28 protein-coding genes are annotated in these 25,832 nt (G+C 38.4%); 25 read left to right on the forward strand and 3 right to left on the reverse strand.

Annotated features, from left to right (window positions below; genetic code table 11):
* Nucleotides 1-36: 36 nt before the first annotated feature.
* Nucleotides 37-357 (forward strand): thioredoxin family protein, encoded by a 321-nt coding sequence (locus KFZ58_RS03450; RefSeq protein ID WP_235793465.1) that lies wholly within the window; start codon nucleotides 37-39, stop codon nucleotides 355-357.
* A gap of 44 nt (nucleotides 358-401) precedes the next feature.
* Here KFZ58_RS03450 and KFZ58_RS03455 read toward each other — a convergent pair whose 3' ends face one another.
* Nucleotides 402-1,031: a VOC family protein gene (locus tag KFZ58_RS03455; RefSeq protein WP_235793466.1), complete on the reverse strand. Its 630-nt coding sequence runs from the start codon at nucleotides 1,029-1,031 to the stop codon at nucleotides 402-404.
* A gap of 219 nt (nucleotides 1,032-1,250) precedes the next feature.
* On the opposite strand from KFZ58_RS03455, the gene KFZ58_RS03460 reads away from it, so the two are divergent.
* The 23 genes from KFZ58_RS03460 (at nucleotide 1,251) to KFZ58_RS03570 (ending at nucleotide 21,912) form a co-directional block, all read left to right on the forward strand.
* A complete protein-coding gene (locus tag KFZ58_RS03460; RefSeq protein ID WP_235793467.1) occupies nucleotides 1,251-1,814 on the forward strand; it encodes a GNAT family N-acetyltransferase in 564 nt (187 codons plus the stop codon).
* A gap of 67 nt (nucleotides 1,815-1,881) precedes the next feature.
* A complete protein-coding gene (locus KFZ58_RS03465) occupies nucleotides 1,882-2,574 on the forward strand; it encodes a response regulator transcription factor (protein WP_235793468.1) in 693 nt (230 codons plus the stop codon).
* A complete protein-coding gene (locus KFZ58_RS03470; RefSeq protein ID WP_304956813.1) occupies nucleotides 2,571-3,917 on the forward strand; it encodes a HAMP domain-containing sensor histidine kinase in 1,347 nt (448 codons plus the stop codon). Before KFZ58_RS03465 ends, KFZ58_RS03470 begins: the two co-directional genes overlap by 4 nt.
* 92 nt (nucleotides 3,918-4,009) lie before the next feature.
* Nucleotides 4,010-4,654: a PepSY domain-containing protein gene (locus tag KFZ58_RS03475; RefSeq protein ID WP_235793469.1), complete on the forward strand. Its 645-nt coding sequence runs from the start codon at nucleotides 4,010-4,012 to the stop codon at nucleotides 4,652-4,654.
* Nucleotides 4,655-4,754: 100 nt separating this feature from the next.
* Nucleotides 4,755-5,651 carry a diacylglycerol/lipid kinase family protein gene (locus KFZ58_RS03480; protein ID WP_235793470.1) on the forward strand — a complete coding sequence of 299 codons (897 nt, stop codon included), beginning with the start codon at nucleotides 4,755-4,757 and terminating at the stop codon, nucleotides 5,649-5,651.
* Between the two features lie 534 nt (nucleotides 5,652-6,185).
* Nucleotides 6,186-6,902 (forward strand): Flp pilus assembly protein CpaB, encoded by a 717-nt coding sequence (cpaB, locus tag KFZ58_RS03485; protein WP_235793471.1) that lies wholly within the window; start codon nucleotides 6,186-6,188, stop codon nucleotides 6,900-6,902.
* Nucleotides 6,903-6,941: 39 nt separating this feature from the next.
* On the forward strand, nucleotides 6,942-8,075 hold the full coding sequence (locus KFZ58_RS03490; RefSeq protein ID WP_235793472.1) for a CpaE/TadZ family protein: 1,134 nt from the start codon (nucleotides 6,942-6,944) through the stop codon (nucleotides 8,073-8,075).
* Between the two features lie 23 nt (nucleotides 8,076-8,098).
* Complete coding sequence (locus KFZ58_RS03495) at nucleotides 8,099-9,469, forward strand: TadA family conjugal transfer-associated ATPase (RefSeq protein WP_370642419.1); 1,371 nt, start codon at nucleotides 8,099-8,101, stop codon at nucleotides 9,467-9,469.
* Nucleotides 9,441-10,370 (forward strand): type II secretion system F family protein, encoded by a 930-nt coding sequence (locus tag KFZ58_RS03500; RefSeq protein WP_235793473.1) that lies wholly within the window; start codon nucleotides 9,441-9,443, stop codon nucleotides 10,368-10,370. The genes KFZ58_RS03495 and KFZ58_RS03500 overlap by 29 nt, the downstream gene beginning before the upstream one ends.
* A 3-nt stretch (nucleotides 10,371-10,373) precedes the next feature.
* Nucleotides 10,374-11,309, forward strand: a complete 936-nt coding sequence (locus KFZ58_RS03505) for a type II secretion system F family protein (protein WP_235793474.1) — start codon at nucleotides 10,374-10,376, stop codon at nucleotides 11,307-11,309.
* A 19-nt stretch (nucleotides 11,310-11,328) separates the two neighbouring features.
* Nucleotides 11,329-11,547, forward strand: coding sequence for a Flp family type IVb pilin (locus KFZ58_RS03510; RefSeq protein WP_235793475.1), 219 nt, complete (start codon nucleotides 11,329-11,331; stop codon nucleotides 11,545-11,547).
* Between the two features lie 49 nt (nucleotides 11,548-11,596).
* The gene (locus KFZ58_RS03515) at nucleotides 11,597-13,000 is read left to right on the forward strand and encodes a VWA domain-containing protein (protein WP_235793476.1); all 1,404 of its coding nucleotides are present in this window, start codon (nucleotides 11,597-11,599) and stop codon (nucleotides 12,998-13,000) included.
* A 38-nt stretch (nucleotides 13,001-13,038) separates the two neighbouring features.
* Complete coding sequence (locus tag KFZ58_RS03520) at nucleotides 13,039-14,550, forward strand: hypothetical protein (protein WP_235793477.1); 1,512 nt, start codon at nucleotides 13,039-13,041, stop codon at nucleotides 14,548-14,550.
* 182 nt (nucleotides 14,551-14,732) lie between these two features.
* Complete coding sequence (locus tag KFZ58_RS03525) at nucleotides 14,733-15,557, forward strand: hypothetical protein (protein ID WP_235793478.1); 825 nt, start codon at nucleotides 14,733-14,735, stop codon at nucleotides 15,555-15,557.
* 92 nt (nucleotides 15,558-15,649) lie between these two features.
* Nucleotides 15,650-16,369, forward strand: a complete 720-nt coding sequence (locus KFZ58_RS03530) for a YciC family protein (protein WP_235793479.1) — start codon at nucleotides 15,650-15,652, stop codon at nucleotides 16,367-16,369.
* A gap of 63 nt (nucleotides 16,370-16,432) precedes the next feature.
* The gene (locus tag KFZ58_RS03535) at nucleotides 16,433-16,933 is read left to right on the forward strand and encodes a hypothetical protein (RefSeq protein WP_235793480.1); all 501 of its coding nucleotides are present in this window, start codon (nucleotides 16,433-16,435) and stop codon (nucleotides 16,931-16,933) included.
* 71 nt (nucleotides 16,934-17,004) lie between these two features.
* Nucleotides 17,005-17,397: a TadE/TadG family type IV pilus assembly protein gene (locus KFZ58_RS03540; protein ID WP_235793481.1), complete on the forward strand. Its 393-nt coding sequence runs from the start codon at nucleotides 17,005-17,007 to the stop codon at nucleotides 17,395-17,397.
* A complete protein-coding gene (locus KFZ58_RS03545; protein WP_235793482.1) occupies nucleotides 17,394-18,071 on the forward strand; it encodes a pilus assembly protein TadG-related protein in 678 nt (225 codons plus the stop codon). The genes KFZ58_RS03540 and KFZ58_RS03545 overlap by 4 nt, the downstream gene beginning before the upstream one ends.
* A gap of 17 nt (nucleotides 18,072-18,088) precedes the next feature.
* Nucleotides 18,089-18,298 (forward strand): hypothetical protein, encoded by a 210-nt coding sequence (locus tag KFZ58_RS03550; protein WP_235793483.1) that lies wholly within the window; start codon nucleotides 18,089-18,091, stop codon nucleotides 18,296-18,298.
* A gap of 363 nt (nucleotides 18,299-18,661) precedes the next feature.
* The gene (locus KFZ58_RS03555; RefSeq protein WP_235793484.1) at nucleotides 18,662-19,528 is read left to right on the forward strand and encodes a DUF6612 family protein; all 867 of its coding nucleotides are present in this window, start codon (nucleotides 18,662-18,664) and stop codon (nucleotides 19,526-19,528) included.
* 615 nt (nucleotides 19,529-20,143) lie between these two features.
* Complete coding sequence (locus KFZ58_RS03560; protein WP_235793485.1) at nucleotides 20,144-20,431, forward strand: glutaredoxin family protein; 288 nt, start codon at nucleotides 20,144-20,146, stop codon at nucleotides 20,429-20,431.
* Nucleotides 20,432-20,511: 80 nt separating this feature from the next.
* Entirely contained in the window at nucleotides 20,512-20,889 is a 378-nt protein-coding gene (locus KFZ58_RS03565; protein ID WP_235793486.1) for a YppG family protein, read from the forward strand.
* A 324-nt stretch (nucleotides 20,890-21,213) separates the two neighbouring features.
* Nucleotides 21,214-21,912: an alpha/beta hydrolase gene (locus KFZ58_RS03570; protein ID WP_235793487.1), complete on the forward strand. Its 699-nt coding sequence runs from the start codon at nucleotides 21,214-21,216 to the stop codon at nucleotides 21,910-21,912.
* 94 nt (nucleotides 21,913-22,006) lie between these two features.
* Here the strand turns inward: KFZ58_RS03570 and KFZ58_RS03575 are convergent, their stop codons facing one another.
* A complete protein-coding gene (locus tag KFZ58_RS03575; RefSeq protein ID WP_235793488.1) occupies nucleotides 22,007-22,864 on the reverse strand; it encodes a DegV family protein in 858 nt (285 codons plus the stop codon).
* Between the two features lie 48 nt (nucleotides 22,865-22,912).
* A complete protein-coding gene (locus tag KFZ58_RS03580; RefSeq protein ID WP_235793489.1) occupies nucleotides 22,913-23,827 on the reverse strand; it encodes a DMT family transporter in 915 nt (304 codons plus the stop codon).
* Nucleotides 23,828-24,259: 432 nt separating this feature from the next.
* On the opposite strand from KFZ58_RS03580, the gene cshA reads away from it, so the two are divergent.
* A complete protein-coding gene (gene cshA, locus KFZ58_RS03585; protein WP_304956814.1) occupies nucleotides 24,260-25,756 on the forward strand; it encodes a degradosome RNA helicase CshA in 1,497 nt (498 codons plus the stop codon).
* The last annotated feature ends 76 nt before the right edge of the window (nucleotides 25,757-25,832 follow it).

A 25,832-nucleotide genomic window follows, 5' to 3' on the forward strand; every position in this document is an offset into this window, starting at 1 on the left:
ACAATAAAAGTAGAAGCTAAAAAGGGGTGTATTGAAATGGAAGCTATAAATACAGTAGAGGAATTCAATGAAGTTATTAACAGCGAAGAGCCAGTTATCGTTAAGTTTTTTGCTGATTGGTGTCCCGATTGCAAGCGTATGAACATGTTCATTGGTGATGTTATGGACGAATTTAACAATTACAAATGGTATGAAGTCAACAGTGATGAAGTAAATGGCCTTGCCGAAAAATATGAAGTCATGGGTATTCCAAGTATTTTGATCTTCAAGAACGGTGAGAAGCTAGCACACCAACATAGTGCCTACACGAAGTCACCAGAATCTGTAACCGAATTTCTCCATCAGCAATTAGCTTAAAGGTAATATAACGATCATTCCATCTGAGCGGAATGATCGTTTTTTCATACCAATTCGAAGGTCAGGTTTTCACTATTTTCTATGCGTAAGATCCCGTTCTTTAGCTCTACTTTATTATTAACGACATCGAGCTGATAGATGTGATTCAATAATTCCTGATCTTCTACTCCAAATGTAATGGAATGCAAATGCTGCTTATTTAGCACACGTTCGTTCTGCGGCATATTTTTCCCATTACTCCACTCAATTAAAAATGGAAGCTGCTTGTTTGATTCAGGAAATAACATTCTCCATTGTAAGGCCGACCCATCAGGCCGCGCTCTGCTTCCAGGGATCGGCCCTGTGTACGCTATATGCTTTGCGTCAAAATGTTTGATGTACTCATCCATACTTTCCGTGCGTAATGCAAATTGCATGACTCCTTCAAAATTAATACGAAACGCGGACGCGAGCTGCTGAATAAGCGGATTTGCTGATTTATCCGCAATACCTTCATCAAAAATCCCTATCCACTCGATATAGCATTCGTTTTCCAAATAGGCTAGGTAATTATATGTTCCCCAATTGTCATGCTTGCCTCCTTCGATGGTTGTAACATGATATTTTTTTCCAAAATCATGGGCAGCTTGTGCCGGATCTTTCGCTGCAACGACGATGTGGTCAATGGCTAGCATAAAATCAAATCAACTCCTCGAAATGTACTGATGAAAAAATGTCTGGTTCTTGCAACTACAATCGAATTTTTTCTCATATAGGGGGTATATTTTTATATAAAATTTGCCTCTTTTTTCGCCCTTCTTTCGATTATACCAGTGAACCCCACTAGTTCTTATCGCAATTTTACCGAGTTCTTAGTATAATGAAAAGAAATTTATACCAAGGGGGACTTAGAAATGAAAAATCCAATACTTAAAGATTTTCCTCATGAATTTTACACAAAACACCTATTTATCCGCTTGCCGCTCCCAGGTGACTTTGAAGGAGTATACCAAGCCATTGAAGCGAGTAAACAGGATTTGAAAAAATGGCTCCCATTTGCCAGGAAGGATCAGTCGCTGGAGGATGTAGAGATAAGTGTACGAGAGGCGCATGTACAATTTTTAAAACGGGAAGATTTACGTTTACATGTGTTCCACCGGGAGACAGGTGATTTTATTGGATCTTCCGGGTTGCATCGCATCGATTGGGAAATTCCTAAATTTGAAATTGGTTATTGGGTTGACTCCAGACAAAGCGGAAAAGGCTATATGACTGAAGCAGTAGAGGGGATTGCTGACTTTGCCTTTAGGGAACTGAAGGCAAACAGGGTTGAAATATGTTGCGATACCAAAAATGCCAAGAGTAGAGCGATACCTGAACGGTTAGGATTCTCATTGGAGGGTATTCATTATAATGATTCCATCCAAATTGATGGGGAAGAATTAAGAGATACGTGTGTTTATGCGAAAATTAAATAATTACTGCTCTATTTTCATGCATTTCATGGTATAGTACAGAAAAGAGATCTATAAAGCAGGTGAATACATGGAAAAGCCAGCTATTCTGATTGTGGAAGATGAACGGAAATTAAGCCGGGTTTTGCAACTGGAGCTTGATTATGAAAATTACAACACGGAAATTGCGGATAATGGAAATGATGCACTTCGCTTGATGAAGGAAAGCGATTGGGATTTAGTATTGCTTGATATTATGCTTCCTGGCTTGAGCGGATTGGAAGTATTACGAAGAATTAGACGGACAGATGATAGCACGCCAATTATTTTACTGACAGCCCGTGATGAGATTCATGATAAAGTGAGCGGCCTGGATTTAGGTGCAAATGATTATATAACGAAGCCATTTCAAATCGAGGAACTGCTTGCTCGTATCCGAGTACATCTCAGGAAACCTGTAACACAAAAAAACAACGGAAATGATCTCAACGTAGGTGACTTACATGTCGATTTAAATGCCCATGAAGTGAAGCGGGATGGCCGGGCAATTGAGCTTACGCCACGGGAGTTTGACTTGCTTGTATGTTTGTTGAAAAATAAAAATATCGTTCTTACACGAGATCAGCTTATTGAAAACGTTTGGGGATTTGATTATTTTGGTGATACAAATGTTGTGGATGTCTATATCCGTTATTTACGTCAGAAAATGGATAAGGGACACGATCAGGCCTATATCCAAACAGTTCGCGGTGTAGGATATACGATAAAGGATCAGGTCCAATGAAACTGCGGACGAAAATTCAACTGTTTTCAAGTTTGTTTATGCTGGTGTTAATTTTATTAGTCACATCCATTTATTACTTGTTTTACAATATAACTGCTGACAGTGAACTGGAGCAATTAGCTGCCCAAACAAATACGATTGTTGAAACACTTAATTCCAATCCGGGTATTCCAACAAACGACCTGTTAGGTGCATACTTACCGACAGACGGCATGATTCGTGTCATTGGAGAAGATGGTAGCTTGATCACAGAACTAAAGAAACCAACTATATCCAGTGATTTAGCCCATGAGTTTTCCATAAATGAATCGCAAACCATTGTATCGCAGGAAAACGCGGCAGATGTTGCCGTGATTTCAAAACCGATCATATGGAATAATGGGGATGTTGTCACATTGCAGGTTTCCAATCACCTGTTAGCACTTGAGGAAACGATGACGACTCTATTTTATGTATTGGTTGTTGCTTCAATAATTATGCTTGTCCCATCGATAATTGCCGGGATCGTATTAAGCAGATTCTTACTCAGTCCGATTAAAGCACTCATTCAAACCATGAAAGAAAACACAAGACATGCAAATTGGAAAAAGATTGATGCGGGGAATCGTTCTCGAGATGAGCTTTATGAAATGGAAAAGACATTCAATGAAATGATTGATTATTTAAAGGATAATTTTGAGAAACAAGAGGTATTTGTCTCCGATGCTTCTCATGAACTCAAAACGCCAATTTCTATTGTGAAAAGTTATGCGCAGTTACTTGGAAGAAGGGGAAGAGAAAATCCGGAATTATTTAATGAATCTGTGGAGGCGATTGATTCTGAAGCGGATCGCATGCAGAAATTGGTAGAGCAGATGCTGTCACTTGCAAAAAATAAAACAGAAGCCGAAATGCAGCAGGTGGATATGACCATGCTCTGCGAAGAGACAATTGCTACTTTTAAAGGTGCTTATGCGCGGGAAATTATTTTTGAGAAGCGGATTCCAAAACTGCTCGTAAGTGGAAATCCGAATCAATTACAGCAAGTTATCTATATTTTAATTGATAATGCATTAAAATACAGTAATGATGAAATTAAAGTTGTCATCTCAGAAAGAAACAATGAAGCTATTTTCAATGTAACAGATTACGGCCAGGGAATCTCGGAAAAAGAACAGGAGCGGATCTTTGACCGTTTTTACCGGATCGATAAAGCGAGAAGCAGGGATACAGGTGGAACCGGACTAGGTTTAGCCATTGCAAAGTCAATCGCTGATGCGCATAATGGCAGGTTATCCGTCACAAGTAATGTTGGCGTGGGCTCAACATTTACGCTAACCCTGCCAATAGTGAATGAAAATTAATGTCATTCTCATCAAATTCTAATCTTAATCACATTGTTCCTTCATTCTCCGAGGATATGATATAAGTAACAACAAACAAGGAGGAAAAAGAAATGAAGAAAAAATTAGGAGTTACAATTGGAGCCACGGCAGCTGCTGCTGTTTTAGGATTAGGTATTTATCAATCGAATGCCTCCGAGACTAATCCGGAATTATCCACAGATGAGATTCGTCAAATGGTCACAGATCAATATCCTGGAACCATTACGGAACTCGAATTGGAAAAGGATAGCAATAGGGCAGTTTATGAAGTGGAAGTAGAAAACGATGGGAAAGAATACGATATAAAACTAGATGGCAGCAGTGGGGAAGTGTTGAATCTGAAGGAAAGAGAACTCTCCTCAGGCAATGTAGAAATAACTGAAAAAGATGATGATGCGGACGACAGAGATGATAACGCAGATGACAGAGACGACAACCAAGGTAATACAAATAACAATGACAGCCAAGACGACGGTAACAATAATGGAAATTCATCAACTAAATCTAACAACAATACCGTTATTGACTTAGAAAAGGCAGAGGAAATTGCATTAAATGAATTTGATGGAAAGATTACAGACCTTGAGCTTGACGAAGATGACGGCCGTCGTATGTACGAAATTGAACTTGAAAAAGGTGAAGACGAAGCGGAAATAGAGATTGATGCGTATACTGGAGAAATCCTTGTCATTGAAATCGATAGGGAAGATGATTAATCTTCAACTGAGCTACCAGTTTTTATGCTGGTAGCCTTTTCCATTACATAACCGGATTCCTCATTAAATACATATAACGTTAAGGATTGGAGACGATAACATGCCGAACTACGACAAAGCGCTATTTCTATACAATGGCAATGCCGGAGCAAATGATATGGAGCAAAAATTGGCGCAGACCTTACCTGTACTAGCTAAAGTTATAAAAGAGCTCACCGTTATTCAAACGAACAGCGTTGAGGAAGCAAAAAGAACATGTGTTACTTTTGCCAAACAGATAGATCTTCTTATTATCCTTGGAGGAGATGGTACAGTACATACATGTATTAATAGTATCGCAGCTTTGGAAAAAAGGCCGGTTATCGCAATATTGCCTGGTGGAACGTCCAATGACTTTAGCAGAATGCTGCAAATGCCACAAAATCTAAAGCAGGCGGCAGGGACAATCGTTGATGGGGAAACGGTAGATATTGATCTTGGCAAATCCGGTGAAAAGTACTTCCTCAACTTTTGGGGCATTGGCTTAGTATCGGAGGCATCGCAGAATATAAATGAGGATCAAAAAAATAGCTTTGGTATACTGAGTTATTTTATGAGTACGCTCCGTTCCGTAAATCAGGCTGAGCCGTTCCACTATGAAGTTCAAGCAGATGATGCCACTCATGACGGAGAGGCTGTAATGATTTTGGTTCTAAATGGGAAATTCATTGGAACAAGAGAACTACCCATTCCTTCCATAGCCCCGAATGATGGAAAACTGGATGTGTTAATTGTAAAAAATTCTACGTTGGCCTCATTTCGGGAACTGTTATCCATGAACAATCCAAACATTGATTCAGAGCAATTAAATGAATTGGATTATTTTCAGGCAACAGATCTGAAGGTAACAACGGATAGTTATCAGGATATTGATATGGATGGTGAAATTAGTGAGACAACTCCGTCTGAAATTGTGCTGTTGCCTGGGCATATTAGGATGGTTCGATCACGAGGGTAGACTAGAACAATTGACAGTCGAAATAAGCGGTGTGAAAAAGTTATAGATAAATAAAATTAGGTCAAAAGAATTAATTAACAATCAGAACTACAGTTACCAAAGTAGTACTTTCATACTGTCTTTTTGGAAAGATAGTAATAGTTGTTGACAATGGAAAATGCTACTATTAGATTAAAGATAATATCTTATAAATTGTTAAGGTATTTTTTTGTATGTAAGTACCTGACCTAAACCTACCCCGATATTTACTCTACAATAGATAGATACATAGTTACATGGTGTGGCAAAAATGTGGCAAAAGTATGGTATATACAAACGGTTGATTATGATTTTGCTACAAATGCCTATTAAGTAGTTTTATACTTTTTTAAAAAAATTAATGATAGAATGTTAAAAAATTCGCACCAAGGGAACAGGAGTTTCATATTACACAATTTTCCCTAAAGTTCGTCGTTGGTCACCTGATTGACATATTTTATATTTACGTAATCATTGTTAAATAGGTATAGAAAAAAGAAGAAAAGAGGTTAAAAAGTGCTGGAATCAAAGCGTAAAGCGATCATATTTCTATTAATAGCAATTGCACTTGCAGTAATATCCGGATTTCTTGTCTTACAAAAAGTACAAGCTTTAAATACGGATTTAGGAACAGAAGTAACCATTTATGTAGCAAACGGTGACATTAGCTCAAGGCAAATTATTACTCCGGATGATGTAACGACAGATGAAGTACCTAACAGTTATTTACGTGATGAACATGTAACGGATATCGATGATTTTGTAAATAAAGTTTCTGTAGTTCCTTTGTCAGAGGGAGATGTTATTACGAAAAACATGTTAAAAGAGGCCTCATCTGTTACGGAAGCTGAAAATCGAATAATCTCACTTATACAATCAGAAAAAGTGTTTTTTGATGAAGCTCTGACAGCATTGGATCGGGTGGACATTCTGGTGTCTCATAGTTTCGATGAAGAGCCGGTTACCGAAGTCTTTATGGAAGATGTAAAAGTGGCAAGAGTTGCTCAGAGTGAAGGAGAGTTCTCCGGAGTGCAGGTTGAGGTGCCCTATGATATGGTACCACAACTGATACATATGCAAAATTACGCGGACAGTTTTCGAATCGTCAAAGCGAATGTAGGGCAATTGCCACCAGCAGATCAAAATAGTGGTGAGTCTTCAGAAGATGAGGATAGTAATGGCGACCAAAATCAGTCAAATGAGAATGAAGAAGGCAATAATAACGACGAGTAATAACCAATTCACATTAAGTTAGTCGGGTGGAGGAAATATATGAATATGGCAAATGATATCTATGTTGTTGGAGATAATGAAGAACTTACAACATCTATACAGGAACAAATCAAGGATACATTTCAACTGCATTTTGTTACAACAACGGAGTTAAAAAAGTACAATGCGCAAATAATTCTTATCATAAATTCAGAAAATAATTCAGCAGTAGAAGACGCACAACTTGTGTTAACAGATTTCCCAACGGCCTCCATTATCTGTGTAAATGATGAAGAGAACTTTGAAGTACTGCGTGGTTTAATTCGTCTAGGGGTTTCAGACTATTATGTTTTCCCGGGTGAGGAAATCCTTTTTATGGAGAAACTAATCTCCGTCGCTAAGGAAGCTGCTAGTCTTTACGATCGGGAAACGGATTCAGGATCTTTTAAAAAAGGTGGAGGTAAGGTTTTTGCTTTCTACAGTGGCAGTGGAGGTGTTGGTAAGTCCTTAATCAGCACGGCATTTGCTCAAACAATAAAATTGGAATCAACTGCAAATGTGCTGTACATAGATCTAAATTTACAGTATGGGGGTTCCGAAACATTCCTTGGATTGGAAAGCAGCCGCTCTATTGTTGACTTAATCCCTGTTATTGATGAAATGAGTGAACATCATATTCGTAATGTAGCAGAAGTTGAAAAGCATTCTAATCTACAAGTATTACTGAGTCCAAGTGACGCAGAGATGGCAGAGAAGATTAGTGATGAGTTTATTTTAAGGCTTCTCCGTGCAAGTAAACGGAACTATGATTTTATCATTATAGATTTACCTGCATGGGTAGATGAAAGAATTTATGCAGCATTGGAGGAAGCGGATAAGATTTATTATGTGATGAACATCGACACCATAGCCATTCGTGTATTAAAAAATGTGGAAAGTCTATTCCATCGCTTAGGCATAACTACAGAAGATAGATTGGAACTTGTCATGAATTTTAAAGGAAAAGACAAGGAGTTAAATAAAAAGGATATGGAGCGATTTATTGCATACACCATTGCAGCAGAGATACGAAGAGATAAAGGGCTTCAACAGTATATTAATCAAGGGGAGCCATTAAGAAAAGAAGCAAAAGAGAAAAAATTAACTGCAGTGGCAAAAGATGTACATAAATGGGTTCATTCCATGTTGAAATAATCTTGCTCTAAGGAGGTGGGGAATTGGCTCTTTTTCAGCGAACTGCTAAAGAAAACGCCTCAAAGAATGTAAACAATAATTATATAACAAGTACTGGTTATATAGATGAATTAGTGGAACATTATAAAACCAGGCTATTAACAGAGGTTAATCTGGAACTGATTACCAGTTTAGAGGAATCAGATAAACGTTTAAGGATAGAGAAATATATCAATCAATTTATGGCTGAAGAAAAGGTAGTCATTCCCAGACTCGACAAAGAATCACTTCTTTCTAAATTAATTGATGAAAGTGTTGGATTTGGACCACTGGAGCCGCTTTTAAAAGATGACTCCATTACTGAAATTTTAGTAAATGGCCCAAAAGAAATTTATGTAGAAAGAAAAGGTCAGCTCGAACGGGAAGATGTTTCCTTTAAGGATGAATCGCATGTGAGGCATATTGTTGATCGAGTGGTAGCACCACTTGGGAGAAGAATAGATGAGAGTTCACCCATGGTGGATGCTAGATTACCTGATGGAAGCAGAGTAAACGCGGTTATATCACCAATAAGCCTGAGTGGCACAATCTTATCCATTCGTAAATTCAGAAAGACACCCTTTGTCATGGATGACTTGGAAGATAACGATACATTTACAAGCGAGATGTCCATCTTCATGCAAGCACTTGTAGAAACTAAGTTAAATGTATTAATTTCAGGAGGAACAGGTAGTGGGAAAACAACACTGCTAAACGCACTTGCGAAGTCCATTCCACTTGGAGAACGTGTGATAACCATTGAGGATTCAGCTGAATTGAAACTGGATCGCAACAATGTTGTTGGTATGGAAGCTCGCCCCCCAAACGTAGAAGGAACCGGGGAAATAGCAATTAGAGAACTTGTGAAGAACTCACTACGGATGCGTCCTGATAGAATTATTGTCGGTGAGGTGCGCGGAGCTGAAGCATTCGATATGCTTCAGGCGATGAACACCGGCCATGAAGGTTCATTAACAACTGTTCATTCCAACACACCGGTTGATGCGATTAATCGTGTGGAAGGCATGGTAGTCATGGCTGGAATGGATCTGCCGACACACATTATTCGAGATTATATTGTAGGGGCTTTGGATTATATTGTACAGGTGCAAAGGTTAACGGACGGTACACGCAGAATAACGAACATATCTGAAGTAGAAAAAATCGAGGGAAATAAAATTCAGGTTCGCGATATTTTCCGTTTTCAGCGTACAGGTGTTAACGCAGAAGGAATCGTACTAGGATACTACACCCCAACAGGGATTATTCCTAAATGTATTCCACATCTGCAAGTTTACGGAATAGATCTAGATATGGATTTCTTTACCCCCAAGGAGGAAATGGACTATGAACATAGCAGCGTCTATACTTTATAGTTTAGCGGTATTATCGTTATTGTTATTCGGCTATTATTACTTAGGTTATCGTTCCCAGAAGAAAGAATGGAATAAAAAAGTAAAGGAATGGTTTCCTGAAGAAAAGCGAAAGAGCATGGTTAGCAAATGGGGAGACCGTTTTGACGAACGAGAATCCTCTAAGGCATTGGCAGCTAAGCTTCAGAATGCAAATGTGAAGCTCTTACCTTCTGAATATTTCGGAGCCTTACTGGTGGGAGGCTTAACGTTATTTATTCTATTTTATGCCGTATTCAATATGCCAGTGGCTATTAGTATATTGATTCCCTTATTTCTTATGATAGCGACACATTTTCTGCTTTTTTACTTAAGGAAAAATAATTACGAGAACCGTTTTAATGAACAACTTGGAGAGGTATGCCGGTTAATGGGAAATGCTGCGCGCTCTGGTCTTACGATAAATCAGGGTATTGACATTGTTGCAAGAGAGTTATCCATCCCCGCCGGAAATGAGTTTAAACGAATTTCCAATGAATTGAAACTAGGAGTGCCTTTAGAGCCTGCATTAAGGGCTATCCAAAAAAGAAATAAATCACGAGAATTTAATTTGTTTATAGCAACATTACTTATCCAGAAAAAAACGGGAGGTAATTTAGCTCGTACACTGGACACAATGGCAGAAACCTTTGAAGACCGAAAAGTTTTAAACCAAACGATTAAAACAATGACCTCTGAGGAAAAGTATATTTCATTTATCGTTCCAGCAATGCCTGTGTTTTTATTACTTGTAATGAACAACGTTATGGAAGGGTTTGTTGATCCTTTGTGGTCAGGCTTTGGTCTAGTTATATTAGCTTTATTTGTTGGAGCAATTGTACTCTCTTTCCTATTAATACGAAAAATAACGAATATAAAGGTGTAGCATATGGATGCATTAATTATTTTAACAATCATCGCATTTTGGTTTTGTGTTTTATTATGGTTGAAGCATTTTTGGTCCTACATAAATGGGAAACGAGATGTTATTACACATGTTTCGGATGTGACACATGTTGATCCTTTTGAAAAAAAGAAAAAGAAGAAGGACAAAAGGGCGAATTTATTTCAAAAGGTTACAACGTACGCAGATGATTTTGCGGATCTAGGGCAGCGGATTAACTTTTTCAGTGAGAATCACATGGTAGATGATTGGCTCAGAAAGTCAGGAAACCCTTTAAAGTTAACTGTACAGCGATTTCAAGGGTTAAAGATTTTTCTATTTATTGTAAGTTTTTTTGTTGGAATACTATCAGTCATTATCGGTCTACCATTTTCACAATATATGATAATACTTTTACCTGTATTAGGTTATTTCATACCAATCTTATTAATTAGAAGAGAGGTGAAAAAGAGGCAAAATCGGATTCGTCAGGATTTACCGGATTTTTTGGATACAGTAAGTACCAGTGTGCAAGCTGGAGTTAGTTTAGATCAAGCACTTAGGGAGGTGATTCGACATTTCGATGGTCCAATTCGTGAGGAGTTTTCCAGATTCAACCATGAAATTGATTTGGGTACCACAAGAGAAAGAGCTTATCGGGAACTGCTGCGAAGAAATGACAACCCAGAATTTCAATCTTTAATAAAGGCTCTCATACAAGGTATGGATCTCGGAATACCGATAGCTAAAACGTTTAAAATTCAGGCAGATGACTTAAGGCAAATCCGACAGGAACAGGTTAAGGAATTAGCAGCAAAAGCATCACCAAAGGTAACACTTGTTACAACGTTTTTAATTGCACCTGTCTCCATATTAATGATCGCGGGGTTAATGATCATGAATATGCTAATGGGTGACAACAGCATTTTAAATATGTTTTAAAAAAATGGGAGGAAGACAAATGAAATTAATGAATGGGTTTTATGTGAAGATGATGAACAAGGTAGAGGAAATGAAGAAGGATGAAAGCGGGTCACAGACGTTAGAATGGATTGGTATTGCAGCGGTTATTGTGATTCTTGTTGGGGTCGTTTCTACACAAATGGCAGATGCAGATAGTATTGGAGAAGCAGTTGTTGGTGCGTTTGAGGGCCTTATTGGTGACATTACCGGAGATTAATTTATTATTCAGATAAATATTATCATCTTAGATTAAGGGGTTATATTGAATGCGAAAAAAATGGTACTATCTTCTTCTTATAACTTCCGTCCTTTTGTTACTAGTTGCGTGCAGTGGAAATGCAGAAGAATCGCCTCAAGAAGAAGCGAATAGCGCAGAACAGGAGGAAGAGACGGTGGAAACAGAGGGGGACGAGGATTTAAATGAAACAGAGGGCAATGAAGATAATAATTGGTTTGAGCAGGTTGAAGTTCCACCAATTCCCTCTGATGAGAAGGGGGTAGCCGAACAATTACCAGGGCCTTTTGCAAATGCAGATAATATTTATGACATGGAAGAGGAGGTTAAAAAGGAATTTGAAGAGATAGGGTCTATGAGTGAAAATCCGAGTGAAGAAGAATATGAAGCATATTTACGATATATGTATTCGCTGGTGGCAATTGATTATCCAAATCCAGAAGATATAATGAAAAAGTGGGAATTTGGTTCATTTGGTAACCCTGATTTGCCAGATTCCCGCTACCATTTCAAGGAAAATTATAATGTTGAAATTCTTCTTGATTCAAGCGGAAGCATGGCCAATTATGCAGAAGACAAAACTAGGATGCAGGTCGCTAAGGAAGCAATAACAAAGTTTTTAAGTAGTGTACCGGAAGAAGCTAATGTATCACTACGGGTATATGGCCATGAAGGCACAGGATCCGAAAGCGATAAAGCAATGTCTTGTGATTCTATTGAACAGGTTTATGGTTATGATTCCTATGACGAATCAGCGTTTGAAGAGTCTTTAAATCAATTTGATCCGGCTGGTTGGACACCTCTAGCAGATGCGTTAGAGACAGCGCATGAGTCAATGGAATCTTTTAATACGGAAGAAAACACAAATTTAATTTATGTTGTAAGTGATGGGATTGAAACATGTGATGGTGACCCGGTGGATGTAGCTGAAACACTATCTCAATCCAATGTGGAACCTATCATTAACATAATTGGGTTTCAAACAGATGCGGAAGCTCAAAAACAACTAGAAGAGATGGCAGAGGTTGCTAATGGCATTTTCACTTCTGCAAGCAATCAGGATGAATTACAAGCAGAATTTGACCGTGCGGAAGAAGTACTTGAGGCATGGGAAGACTGGAAAACAGATGCTTTAGCTGATGCAGATAGAGCTAGGCTTGACAACAATATAGATATTATGGAAATACACAATGAATGGAATTTAAACACTACGAATATGGATAATAATTTGCATGCATTGGCAGAAGTCATGGAAGACCTTGAAATAGTTACACGTGATCAAAAACAGGAACTTAATAAGAGGAGAGGCGAGGCAATGGATGAAATTGGAAATGCTGTTTCCGATTCAGAAGATAGAATGGAAGAAATTAATTCGAAAAATAATGAAGAAATGATTCAGGAAATTGAAGATAGATATGAACAATCACAGGAATAGCAGTTGATAAGTTATATATGTCGTAAAACAACGGGGTGATGAAGATTGGGAGATTGATTACAAGAATATTTATTTCCCTTGCTATTGTATTCTTAACATTTTTTCCCGTAATTGAGCCTGTTTCTTATGCGGTAGAATCATGGACGGGTAACTCCTGGGAAGGAGATTCCTGGGAAGGGAATCCATGGACTGGAGATTCCTGGGATGGCTCTAGTCTCCAATGGGAAGGGAATCCGTGGACCGGGGATTCCTGGGAAGGAAATGATTGGGAAGGACAGGGGACGAACGAAGGATCAACCTGGAATGGCAACGAATGGAGTAGCGTTCCATGGTATTTAGAAGGATGGTCACAAAACGGTTTTAATGGTGACTCGTGGACTGGGAATGGCATCTCAGGAGATACATGGTCGCAACCAGGTTTTCAAGGTAACCCATACACTGAAGATGCATGGTCACAGTCAGGTTATTCCGGGAACCCTTGGATGCTGCCTGGATATCAAGGGAGCCCTTATTCTGGGGATGCCTGGAATCAACCCGGGTTCCAAGGCAGTAATCCCTATGTGGGGAACCCCTGGAATTATTCAGGATTTGCAGGTGGTCCCTATTCAGGAAATCCATATGGAGAGAACCCTTGGAACGGATCCGGCTTTACGGGTAACCCATATTTAGGTAATCCATACCTAGAAAGTCCATTATATGGAAACCCATATTCCGGGAACACATCTGATAGTAACTTAAATGGTATAAATGACTACACACCACCAGAGCGGTTTTATGATACGGAAGAATTTAAAGCAACAGACTTTGCTGTTAATACGATGGTAAATGGAACAGTAAATCTATTAGATGATGGTATAGACGACGGTTTCCAAACTGGGATGCATGCAACTGATCTAATTCTTGGTACTGCTAAGTTGCATGTAGGTGATCATGCTGCATTTGACGCTTATGATGTTGGTTCCAAATCTTATGAAGCGTATAATGATTACAAAGCTCTCGAGGATTTGCGGAGAAATACAGATTATTTAGATACAACTACTCAAGGAACACAGAGTGCTAATCAGGTTTCGAATGCATCAAAGGTAAGACAATACGGGTCACTATTCACTGATTCAGCAAAACAAATAGATACAAACATGAATTTCTCAAACATATCAAACACTTGGAATAACATGAGTGCTCTAACCAAGTTTAATGGTGTGACATCAGCCTTGAACGCCGGCGTATCAGCTTATCAGACAGGTGCAAGTATATCCGATTTCTCTCAAACATTACAGAGTGATGCTTCTGGAGCAGAGAAGACTGCAGCTGGTGCTGAGATTGGAGTTAACCTTGGTGAAACAGTCATGAGTGCCGGTGGTATTGCCGCCACTATTCCCGGAGGTCAGGCTGTTGGTCTTGGATTGGCAGTAGCAGGGGCTGGTCTATTCGCAGTATCAAAGACGACTCAATTAATTGCAAACAATACCGATAAAATTAAAGCAGGTTGGGACAAAACGAAAGACATAGCGAAAAAAGGATGGGATACTGTAACAGGCTGGTTTTCCTAAATATTTTGGTTGATTTTCCTTGTAATTGGAGTTTAAAGCAGAGTAGAGTGTGTCAATCTGTTCTGCTTATACTCTCTTTGAAAAAGATTAAAAGAATCAAAAAAATTATGAGTTAAATAAAATCAATGAAGTTGTTTACATTTTATTGAAAAGTATAAAGTTTTGCAGAAGGGATGGATAAGATGCAAATTGATAGAAAGAAGCTACTGAAATTAGGGGAAAAGCACCAAAAGTGGCTTGAGAATACATCGGTAAATGCAGAAGCCTATAAAATTAATAACAACTATTATTATCTGTCTCATTATGAAAGCAAATTCAGTGCTAAAGTGAAAGCTTATGCAGTAATTTCGCCTGATTCGCAAGATAGGAAAGAAGCACTAGAATCTATTAAACCACATATCTATTACTTCATCAGTATTAATAATCTTAGAGAAAGTGGTTCACACCGTGCAAATCTGGACTTTTCAGTTTTGGAAAAGATTCGAGACTATCTAAAGTTTATTCTAGAATCTGGAATACTAAACCCTAGAGATAGAATTATTTATCAAAGATCGCTAACTATAATGCAAACCATGATCGATCTTCAACACGAGATTATACAGTTATTTGAAGATTCGAATTCCCTAGAAGAAGGGGTTGTAAAAAATGGGTATTTTACAGATGACGACATTAATGAGGCACTCCATTATATAGTAATGGGTAACCTAATTCAGTATAAACAATTTAAGGATCGATATGATAACTGTAAGGATTTCGACATCATATATGATAACCGGAATAATCCGGAAATTAAACCATTCGAAAAATATTTGGATATTAAGATCTTAAAAGGTATGACAAGTGAAGTTGCAGAACCCCAGTTGAAAAAGTCACTTGATGGCACAACAAAAAATAATTATGTTGGCCATATGACCGAATCTGAAATATATGCCCTGTTAATGAAAACGTATCGAGAGGGTCTGGATAAACGAGTTCAGCAAGCAAAAGACATATTACGTTACCCCTAGGAAGTTAAATTATTTTATTGAAAGTCTAGGTCATTGAAGATCCTGGGCTCGTATGAAAGAGAATTTGCACTATCCATAAAGAGGAGTTTATCATGACTAATCCATTACGTTACACCTGGCAATTATATACAGGAAAATTTGAAAAAATGTTTGTTTTGATGTTGACAACAACATTACCCTTACTTATGCTCCATTCTTTTACGACCAATTACATATATACCATTACTCCAAGTTTGGATCCTGTCTACTCTTTTGCGGATATTTATTATGCTTTGCTGACAATTTTGTTTTATTTATTTGCACAAATCCCTTATATTCGATTTGTATATAATGAATACAAAGGCAATGAACATAGTTTAAGGAATGCTGTTTATCATTTTCTGGTTAATGGTTTTACCGTATTTTTATTTGCTGTTATTGTTTCGATTTTATCAGCCATTGGTTTTATGTTTTTTGCTATTCCAGGGTTGATATTGCTGACACTCGTTTTCCCAATTCCATATATCAGCATTTTTGATGAAAAACCAGTATGGAAAGCGTTCAAAGAGGGCATACGTATTGGAAAAAAAAATTTTTTGAAGATTTTCCTGATTATCGTAATTTCAGGGACGATTGAAGGTGTTATAGGTTTGTTTGTTGTAGCACAGGTTTTTAACATTACTGATTCCTTTGCGGCGCAAATCCTTACACAAATGACATTGAATCTATTAGTCTTTCCATTTGTCATTATGTATATCACCTCTTGTGTACTTAAATGGAGGGAGGAATTAGACGTATTGGAGATTAATGAAGAAGAAGCAACCACTTCTTGAAGAATATCAAGCATGTTTGATGTGACGGAAAGATCCAAGTAAAAACGAGAGGGATTTTAAAAGATGAAGAAAATATTTTTAGTGGCAATTTTAATTATTTCCTTAGGGCTTGTTGCTTGCAGTTCCCCTGAAGCAGATGAATTGGTCGAGTATCATAATAGTTATGTGGAAACGGTTAATCCAAAAGCGAACCAGATGGATGCACGATTGGAAGAACTTTCAATGATAGCAGATCCTCAGGAAGCATTCGAATTTCAAAATGAAAATGTTATTCCAATTGCGGAGGAAATAATAGAGTATATTGAGTCAAATAAACCTGAAACCGATGTGGTGAATGAATTGCATAATTTAAGATTAGAACAAATGAATACATGGCTCGAGGGGTTCGAACTTAGAAATGAGGCAATGGAGAAAGCTGCAGAAATGGCGAATGAACAAGAAATAAACGAACTTGTCCAACAATCGGATGAAAAGTTTATGGAAACAGCGGAAACGGCACAAATAGCTGACGTGAGGTTAGTTGAAATGGCTGAAGAACACAATGTGGAGTTGGAGGAAGAATAAGGTCACTGATTAAGTTCTAGTATTACTGAGTGAAAGTGTTGGTTTTTTAAAGGGCAGGAGCGTGTGATGCAATGAAAAAATGGAGAAAAAGAATAAATAATGAAGAAGGGTCCGCTACTATTGAATTCTTGGGTATTGTTCCATTGGCATTAATCCTATTGATGATTTTGATTCAATTTATTGTTGGTATAAATGGTGTGCTGGTCACACAATCTGCGGCAAATGAATATGCCAATGTATATTCGATAACGAAAAGTCCTAGTGAAGCGCAACAAGCTGCGAATAAAATCCTGTCTTCAACCGGGGATTATCTGCAAATGAACGAAATCACCACTCCTGCGGCAGGTGCTAAGGAATTTGAGACCACGGTTAGCGTAAATCTTAATTTAATATTTTTGCCTGATTCTATCTCAGCTCCTTCTATTCCTTATTCTACAACAGCCTATGGCAGGGTGATTGAATGATTAAAAAATTAAAGGAGCGGTTTAATAATGAAGATGGGAATATCATTCTTTTCGTTCTCGGTATGTTAAGCATTATTATGATACTCTTTGTATTTGTTCTAAACATGGGGATGGGACTAGCTGTAAAGGAACAATCCGGGACTACAGCAAATCAGGCGAGCATGGCAGCCAGTAGTGTTCTTTATGAAGAAGTGCGGCAGGTTATTTTTGAGTATGAGGATGATACGCTAGAAGGTGCACTGCAGGCATTTTTTGAAGATATCGAGGAAAAAGTGGATGACAAGGTCAGCGAGCTATCTGGAAGCTTTACATATAACGATTGGTCCGCAAATGAAATCGAATTGGAAGCATTCGACATTGTCTTAAAAGAGGAACTTGAAACCCCGGTTATCAGAGAAAAACTTAACGAATTATTAGCCGATGAAGATATTGAATCACTAGTAATTAATAAAGCAAGAGAGGCCATTGTACAAAATGGCGGCCAGTTAGATGGAGCCGAATTGATGATAGAAAATAATAGGATTCATGTAAGAGCTGCTAATGAGTTCGAATCCACCTCCTATGATGGCATAATGGCTGGGATAAATGAAAATATCTATCAGGAATCAGCTGGTCCGGAAATAGATTTTCTTGAAGATGTTTGGAATACAAGCAATACAATTCAATTAAATTAAATGGAGGGAGGAATTGTATGTTCAAATCAGAGAAAAAACTGAGAAAAATATACTTAGCTCTTATGATTTTTATCTATGGTATTTTTACACCAATTACTGTATATGAATGGCTTTTCACGGATGGTGGATTTCCATTAACTGCTGTAATTGTGGGGTTTGCACTTCCGTTTATGAGAAAGAACCATTTGAATCAGGTTAGAGAAAAAGAAGGGAGAGACCCTGTTTAGAGTGTTTCTGTCTCACTAGTTAATTGTCTTACACATGTCGATACTTAAATGAACAGGAGACACTGGACATATTAAAAATTGGATATGCCTAAAATGATTATTAAAAAATCAGATGAGTCTGTTCATTCAAGCTTCTCTAGTCGGTTGTTAAAAACATTGAATTCAAGGATGTGCTTTCTCGTTATCTAGCTTCATAAAAATTAATAAAATGATTTATCGACAGATCCATTTTATCAAATACATAATTCATAAAATCTTATGAATTATAGTTGTCATAAACGCAAAAATAAATTACGATATAAAATGAAGCTTTATTTTTATCATACATAAAGGTGAAACAAATTTTAGAGAGGTGGAAACAACGTGAAGAAATGGATGTTGGTGGTTTTCGCTGGGGTTATGGCTTTTGTGCTTGCTGCATGTAATGACACAGCCGAGCCGACAGCAGACACAATCGAGGAAGAAGAAAGTGAATTAACCGCACAGGAAGTATATTCGGAGGCATTGGAAGCTTCGGAGGAAATGGAAAGTGCAGAGGTTTCGATGAATATGCAGCAACAGATTGCATCTGAGGCTGAATCAACTTCAATTGATACCGAAAGCAGTTTCGACATGCAAATGACGATGGATCCGCTCGCCATTTATCAAGAGGGAACGACCAAAATGATGATGGACGGCGAAGAAGGCATGCCCGAAATGGGAATGGAAATGTACATGGTAGATGATGGAATGTACATGTACAGTGATCAGATAGGTAACTGGATGAAGGTGGACAATGCTGCGATGGATGCAGTGAATGCAATGGACGGCCAGCAACAGGATCCATCAGAACAGCTGAAGATGCTCCAAGAGTATACCGATGATCTTTCTTTCGAGCAGTCAGATGATGAATTTATTTTGACATTAAATGCGGATGGGGAAAAATTCAACGAGCTGATCCAGGAAGTAATGGAGGAATCTTTGACACCTGAAATGACGCAGGCAATGGGTGAAGAAGGTCAAAATGCTTTGGAAAATATGACGATTAACAGCATGGATTATGAAATGTTCATCGACAAAGAATCATTTGATATGAATGCATTTAATATGAATATGGATATGACAATGGAGGCAGAGGGAGATGCGATTAACCTTGTCCAAAACTTGGAATCCAGTTATTCAAACATCAATAATGTCGATCCGATTGAAGTGCCTGAAGAGATAGAGAATAATGCGATTGAGCAGCAGTAGTAAATAGCTTCATCTTTTTTTGGGTGGCAGTTTTAAAATTTAAATAACCATATTTATAAAAGAGGGTTTCTGTCTCGGTTAGAGGGAAGTCCTCTTTTTTGTGACTTTTTTTGAAAAAATATATTGGACTAAGATGTAAAAATAAATAACAGTTGTAAATATTAGTCATGAACGGCTCATGGCTACCGCTAAGGGTTCTATTTAAGGTTTTCGGTCGTCATGAACGGCTCATGGCTACCGTTATAGGTTCTTTTTAAGATTTTCAGTCGCCATGAATCGCTTATGACTACCAATCACCATATTCGATATCTTCTTCTGAAGCATAATTTTGGAAAAAAGTAAAAAAATAAGTGGAATCGTATAATAATTTTCTTGAAAAAGGTTTTACTGCTTTTTATTTCGGTTATATATTATAGTCTGCTTTTTATGTATAAAATCATTCCGCTTCTCTATGTCTAAGAGGCGGGTTTTATTTTTCATAAACATGGTTTTTCGTAACATTCGTAATAAATTTGTGATGTTTTTGATATATTTTCGTTTCAAATACTAAATATATGGGTATAAAGGAATGAACAGAGGCACCGACAGATTCATAATTTTTAGGGGGTTCAACCGATGAGTGAACATCATGTGACCATCTACATTAGTGATGGGAATCCGCAATGTGGAAAATTAATAAAGCAATTAGATGAATGGAATGTTTCTTACGCGACAAAAAATGTATCTCATAATCGCGATTATATGAAAGAACTGCAGGATATAGAAATTTTTGGTACACCAGTGACATTCGTTGGTGAGGATCAGCCTGCTATTTTGGGGTTTCAAAAAAACAAAATTAAATATGCTCTAGGTTTTGGAAATAATTCGTATTACAGCCCTTTTTATGAGGGGTATGGAGAGTAATGCGGTGTTTGATACACACAATTCATTGATATGCATAGTTTATTACAGATAATAAAACGTATAGAAGAGGTGTGTGCATCATGTATAACAGGCCGTATTATCATCACACGGAGCACCAGGACTTTGCATATGATAGTGTCCATTTTCCGCGTAATCCCTACCATCCATATCATTCGTATAACGGGCAAGCGCTTCAGCAAACTCCTTATGAACAGTTTGCAAAGCCAAAACAACCGCCGTTTTGGCCTGCTTATATACCAACAAATTCCACTTCATATCAACCTGACCCAAATATAAATTCCGCAACGAACCCAAATTCGATGGAGCAACCTCAGCATCCAAAAGAGCAGGTAGATTTTGATAAAATGCTTTCAACTGTGGGACAATTGGCTAACACATATCATCAAGTTTCGCCTATTGTGAAGGAGTTTGGCTCGATTATTAAAGCATTTAGGTAGAGTTGCAGGGGTGTGTTATTCCGCGCTCAGAGTGATTCGTCCCGCGGATGCAGACATTCGCTCCGCGCATAAGTCGGTTCATCCCGCGTTCGCAGATATTTGTTCCGCGGCCAGATAGGGTCATCCCGCGTTCGCTGGCAATTGTTCCGCGCTCAGGCAGGATCGCCCCGTACATGTCTCATTGGAAGCAAAAGAATCGTCCCCATGCGTCCCCGGCTGTAAAAATAAAGCAAAGCTACCAGTAGAAATATGATGCGCACAGTAATATTCCATTCGAATAACGGGTATAAGAAACTATGGGGTTTTTTAAAGAGGAGAATTAGTATGATTGGATGTTTAATTATCCATGGATTTACCGGAGGCCCTTATGAAGTAGACCCTTTAGCACGATTCCTTAAAGATAATACAGATTGGCATATCGAAGTTCCGACATTGCCTGGTCATGGAAGAAATCTTGATTTAAAAGATATTTCCTATCGAAAATGGATTAATGCAGCCGAGGATGTGCTAAAGCGATTGAACAGAGAATATGACAGAATCTACCTAATCGGGTTCTCGATGGGTGGTATGATTGCTTCCTATTTAGCAGCTAAATATAAGGTAGACAATCTCGTTTTATTAGCTCCTTCAGGGAAATTTCTGTCCTTCAGACAAATGACGCTTGATATAGCTTCAGTTGCTGCAGACGGCATGCGGGGAAACTTGGGAAAAAATAAATTATACCTGCATTATAAAAAGAAGATGGAGGCCGCGATTCCATTTAAGGCCAATATTGAGTTCGTGAAATTGGTGAAGTTCACAAGGCGATATTTAAAGAAAGTGAAATCACCTGTCTTAATTGCCCAGGGGCAGCAGGATGGCATGGTACCATATAAAACAGCTTACTATCTGGATAAGGAAATTAGTTCCAAACAGAAAGAAGTTGTCTTTTTTGAAAGGTCCCGGCACCTTATTTGTTTAGGTGATGACAAAGATACGCTCAATCAGATGGTCTACGAGTTTTTAGTAAGGGACGAAAGTTGAATTAGGAAACGTTGCTTTTGGCAAGTTTTGCGACAAAAGTCCTAGCCAAAGAGAAAACCTGCTCCTATTAGACGAGCAGGTTTTCTTTATTGACCTATTTATCCTTAAAAAAAGAAATCACCAATGCTCCATCCCCGCCGTAATTAGAGATTAATGGTCCGGTTTCGCTTAGGAATGTATCTTTAAAAGGGTATTTTTCTTTGATCTCGGAAAGGACTTTTTTTGCCCTGCTCTCATCATTGCAATGTGTCATGGTGATTACTTTATCTTCAACATTTTTGGTGTACTCTCCAATTTGCTCCACAAAACGCCGTATCGACTTTTTGTCACCACGAACTTTTTCCGTTACCTCGATTGTTCCTTCTTCGCTTCCCCGCATTAGCAGCTTGATATTAAGTGTTTTTGCAAGTGTACCTTTTACCCTGTCCAATCGACCGCCAAGTATCAGGTTTTCGAGCGTTTTTAAAATGAATAGCGTCGTCGTTTGTTCAATACGTTCTTGGATGTGTTGAACAAGCTCTTCAAAGGAATAATTTTCGCCTATTTTCACACTGGCTTCATGCATTAGAAGGCCAATCCCGGCTGAAGCTGTTTTGGTGTTGATTACCTCGATTGCTCGGTCAGGTTCCTCGTGCAGCAACCTATTTCTTCCGCTAACTGCATTTTCATAGGTGCTGCTTAACCCTTTGGATATGCTTAGCATAAGAATTGGAGTCTTGGGGTCGACCTGTTTGTACGCTTCATAAAAATCATTCGGGCTTGGTGCGGCAGAACTGGGGAGCGTATTTGTTTCTTTAATTTTACGATAATAACGGTTTAGATCCATAGTTACACCGGTTTTAAATTCCTCGTCTTTAAAATTCAAGTATAGTGGGACGATGCTAATATCGAGCGCGTCTTGTAAACGCTGCGGGATATCTGCTCCGCCATCTGTCATTAATTGTATATCCACGACATCACCTTATTTCTCCTTTAGTGTGGGTTCTATTATACCATTTATTTAACCTTTTCGCTCTTTTTGCGATATGGTAACCCTCGTTTTGCGCGATGTGCTGACAATAAATAAAAGTAGACCGAAGATAACGATCGTTCCACCCAGTAACTGTGTCCATGTGACGACTTCACCTAAGATAAAGTATGCGAGTATCGATGCACCGACTGGTTCAAAGACAATCCCCATAGAAATTGTGGAGGTGCTTAACCATTTAAGTGCCCAATTAAACAAGGTATGACCAAAGAATGTCGGGAAGATCGCTAGGGCCAGGAATATCCACCAGTGATCAGCTGGATATCCAAAGAAAGGATTCTGGAGTGCCATATTATAAATAATAAGTGTGATGGCACTTGCTCCGTATACGACAAACGTGTATGTCATTAGTGATAAATTTTTCCGTACACGTTGTCCAAATAAAAAGTATACCGTAATGGTGATGGCACCTAATAATGCGAGGATATCTCCAAATAGAGCCATCCCGCCTAACTGGAAATCACCCCAACTGATAATGAAACTTCCGAACAAGGCAATTATCATACTAATAATCGCACCGGATGAAAATCGTTCCTTGAAAAAGAAATAGGTTCCGAGGAATGCGAAAATCGGCTGCAATGTAACAAGTACTACCGAGCTAGCGACAGATGTGTAATTCAGTGATTCAAACCAAAGAATAAAATGCAGAGCCAAAAAGACTCCGGCAAGAATAGAAAGGATCCAATCTTTTCTGCTGATTAATCGGAATTCATGTCGATATTTGAGTAACACGATTGGTAACATCATAAGCACAGCAAATAATAAACGGTAATTCGCTATTATTGCTGCAGGTGCGCTGTCTGCTAATTTAACTAATACTGCCGAAGCGGATACAGTTATAACTCCAATGACAACCGCTATATATGGATTAAACGGAGGGCGACGCATATAAAGCCTCCTTTTTTAATTTCACACAGAATCGTAATATGTATTTTACCATTGGTCAATGAAAAAATCACTCAAGTCGTTAGTATGCTGTCGGTTTTTGTGTTATGATGGTAAATGCATTAGTTTTCGAGTGAGGCCTCTTACCAAAATTGGTGAAGCCTTTTTTGGCGAAAAGTAAGTATATCCATTAAAGGCTTGGCAAAAAAATAAGCCACTAATACTTTGACAATAAAAATAATGTAAAAATGTGTTCAGGTAACTTTTGGGCTCAGCAGGTATCCTATATCATTAGCTATGTAAATTCCCTAACCTGCGAAGGGTGTTTGAAACTACTGAAATCGGGGACAATATTTAATGTATCTAAAGTATGAGAAAATATCCAAGGCCTCTTCTACTAATAAATTTTTACTAAAAGAAGGAGTAGACGAATAGGTGACAACATTTAAAGAACTAGGTGTTTCAAGCTCCATTTTGAAATCACTGGAAAAAATGGGATTTGAAGAATCAACACCGATCCAAGCAGAGACAATTCCACTTGCGATGCAAGGGAATGACGTCATAGGACAAGCCCAAACTGGAACTGGGAAAACGGCAGCTTTTGGTATTCCTATGATCGAAAAAATCGATCCCAAACAAAGAAAAATTCAAGGGTTAATTGTAGCTCCTACGCGTGAGCTAGCAATTCAGGTTGCCGAAGAAATCAATCGGTTGGCAAAATTTAAAGGACTGCGTGCTTTATCCATTTATGGTGGTCAGCACATGGAAAGACAAATACGTGCGCTGAAAGACGGCCCACATATTGTGGTTGCAACACCAGGCAGATTGCTCGATCATATGCGCAGAAAAACAATCCGTATCAATATGGTACAAACTGCAGTATTGGATGAAGCAGACGAAATGCTGAATATGGGTTTCATTGATGATATTAAAGATATTCTAAAAGGGATCCCGGAAGAAAGACAGACCCTATTATTTTCAGCAACAATGCCAAAGGAAATCCGTGATATTGCAACAAACCTAATGAAAAATCCGAAAGAAGTTAAAATCAAAGCAAAAGAAATGACGGTCGAAAATATTGATCAATATTTTATCGAGATCCCGGAAAAATTCAAGTTCGAAACACTTAACAATCATTTAGATATTAATGCACCTGAATTGGCGTTAATATTCAGCAGAACGAAAAAACGTGTCGATGAAATAACGGAAGGTCTGCAGGCAAGAGGCTTCCGCGCTGAGGGTACGCACGGGGATCTGACGCAAGGCAAGCGTACCTCTGTATTAAACAAATTTAAGAACGGCAGAATTGATTTATTAGTTGCTACAGATGTTGCGGCGCGTGGTTTGGATATTTCCGGTGTGACACATGTATATAACTTTGATATCCCGCAGGACCCGGAAAGTTATGTACACAGAATCGGACGTACGGGCAGAGCTGGTAAAACAGGTGAGGCTATTTCCTTTATCACACCAAGAGAAATTGGGCATCTAAAATCCATTGAAAAAGTCACAAAAAGTAAAATGAAACGTCTGATGCCACCAACAAACAAAGATGCACAAAGAGGCCAGCAACAAGTTACTGTAGATAAACTCAACAAAACAATCGAACAAAAAGATCTGCAAGCATATCACGAAACTGCAAATGAGTTATTGCAGGAAAATGACTCCATAACAGTTATCGCTGCCGCATTGAAGATGCTTACGAAAGAACGCAGAGATACACCAGTAAGGATTTCCTCCGTGGCACCGATTAGTGTAAAAGGGCCACAACGCTCCAAAGATAATAATCGCAGAAATAATAAGCGATATTATGGTGGTGGCGGGCGCAATCAAGGCGGACGCAACCAGGGTGGAAGAAATCAAGGTGGTCGCAACCAAGGTGGACGAAGCCGAAAAGGAAGCTACCAAAACCGGAGGAACAGTAATTACTAATTGAGTCGCATGAGTAGTACAGTAGAGGTGCAATCCGTTTCAGGGATTGCACCTCTATTTTTATGAGAAGATAATT

This window comes from Virgibacillus sp. NKC19-16 (genome assembly GCF_021560035.1).
GTDB classification, from domain to species: domain Bacteria; phylum Bacillota; class Bacilli; order Bacillales; family Amphibacillaceae; genus Virgibacillus_L; species Virgibacillus_L salidurans.

What these genes read in the sequence shown, in the direction of transcription:
- KFZ58_RS03450 (WP_235793465.1), top strand. Translation starts at nt 37, where the DNA reads ATGGAAGCTATAAATACAGTAGAGGAATTCAATGAAGTTATTAACAGC.
- KFZ58_RS03455 (WP_235793466.1), bottom strand. Translation starts at nt 1,031, where the DNA reads ATGCTAGCCATTGACCACATCGTCGTTGCAGCGAAAGATCCGGCACAA.
- KFZ58_RS03460 (WP_235793467.1), top strand. Translation starts at nt 1,251, where the DNA reads ATGAAAAATCCAATACTTAAAGATTTTCCTCATGAATTTTACACAAAA.
- KFZ58_RS03465 (WP_235793468.1), top strand. Translation starts at nt 1,882, where the DNA reads ATGGAAAAGCCAGCTATTCTGATTGTGGAAGATGAACGGAAATTAAGC.
- KFZ58_RS03470 (WP_304956813.1), top strand. Translation starts at nt 2,571, where the DNA reads ATGAAACTGCGGACGAAAATTCAACTGTTTTCAAGTTTGTTTATGCTG.
- KFZ58_RS03475 (WP_235793469.1), top strand. Translation starts at nt 4,010, where the DNA reads ATGAAGAAAAAATTAGGAGTTACAATTGGAGCCACGGCAGCTGCTGCT.
- KFZ58_RS03480 (WP_235793470.1), top strand. Translation starts at nt 4,755, where the DNA reads ATGCCGAACTACGACAAAGCGCTATTTCTATACAATGGCAATGCCGGA.
- KFZ58_RS03490 (WP_235793472.1), top strand. Translation starts at nt 6,942, where the DNA reads ATGAATATGGCAAATGATATCTATGTTGTTGGAGATAATGAAGAACTT.
- KFZ58_RS03500 (WP_235793473.1), top strand. Translation starts at nt 9,441, where the DNA reads ATGAACATAGCAGCGTCTATACTTTATAGTTTAGCGGTATTATCGTTA.
- KFZ58_RS03505 (WP_235793474.1), top strand. Translation starts at nt 10,374, where the DNA reads ATGGATGCATTAATTATTTTAACAATCATCGCATTTTGGTTTTGTGTT.
- KFZ58_RS03510 (WP_235793475.1), top strand. Translation starts at nt 11,329, where the DNA reads ATGAAATTAATGAATGGGTTTTATGTGAAGATGATGAACAAGGTAGAG.
- KFZ58_RS03515 (WP_235793476.1), top strand. Translation starts at nt 11,597, where the DNA reads ATGCGAAAAAAATGGTACTATCTTCTTCTTATAACTTCCGTCCTTTTG.
- KFZ58_RS03520 (WP_235793477.1), top strand. Translation starts at nt 13,039, where the DNA reads ATGAAGATTGGGAGATTGATTACAAGAATATTTATTTCCCTTGCTATT.
- KFZ58_RS03525 (WP_235793478.1), top strand. Translation starts at nt 14,733, where the DNA reads ATGCAAATTGATAGAAAGAAGCTACTGAAATTAGGGGAAAAGCACCAA.
- KFZ58_RS03530 (WP_235793479.1), top strand. Translation starts at nt 15,650, where the DNA reads ATGACTAATCCATTACGTTACACCTGGCAATTATATACAGGAAAATTT.
- KFZ58_RS03535 (WP_235793480.1), top strand. Translation starts at nt 16,433, where the DNA reads ATGAAGAAAATATTTTTAGTGGCAATTTTAATTATTTCCTTAGGGCTT.
- KFZ58_RS03540 (WP_235793481.1), top strand. Translation starts at nt 17,005, where the DNA reads ATGAAAAAATGGAGAAAAAGAATAAATAATGAAGAAGGGTCCGCTACT.
- KFZ58_RS03545 (WP_235793482.1), top strand. Translation starts at nt 17,394, where the DNA reads ATGATTAAAAAATTAAAGGAGCGGTTTAATAATGAAGATGGGAATATC.
- KFZ58_RS03550 (WP_235793483.1), top strand. Translation starts at nt 18,089, where the DNA reads ATGTTCAAATCAGAGAAAAAACTGAGAAAAATATACTTAGCTCTTATG.
- KFZ58_RS03560 (WP_235793485.1), top strand. Translation starts at nt 20,144, where the DNA reads ATGAGTGAACATCATGTGACCATCTACATTAGTGATGGGAATCCGCAA.
- KFZ58_RS03565 (WP_235793486.1), top strand. Translation starts at nt 20,512, where the DNA reads ATGTATAACAGGCCGTATTATCATCACACGGAGCACCAGGACTTTGCA.
- KFZ58_RS03570 (WP_235793487.1), top strand. Translation starts at nt 21,214, where the DNA reads ATGATTGGATGTTTAATTATCCATGGATTTACCGGAGGCCCTTATGAA.
- KFZ58_RS03580 (WP_235793489.1), bottom strand. Translation starts at nt 23,827, where the DNA reads ATGCGTCGCCCTCCGTTTAATCCATATATAGCGGTTGTCATTGGAGTT.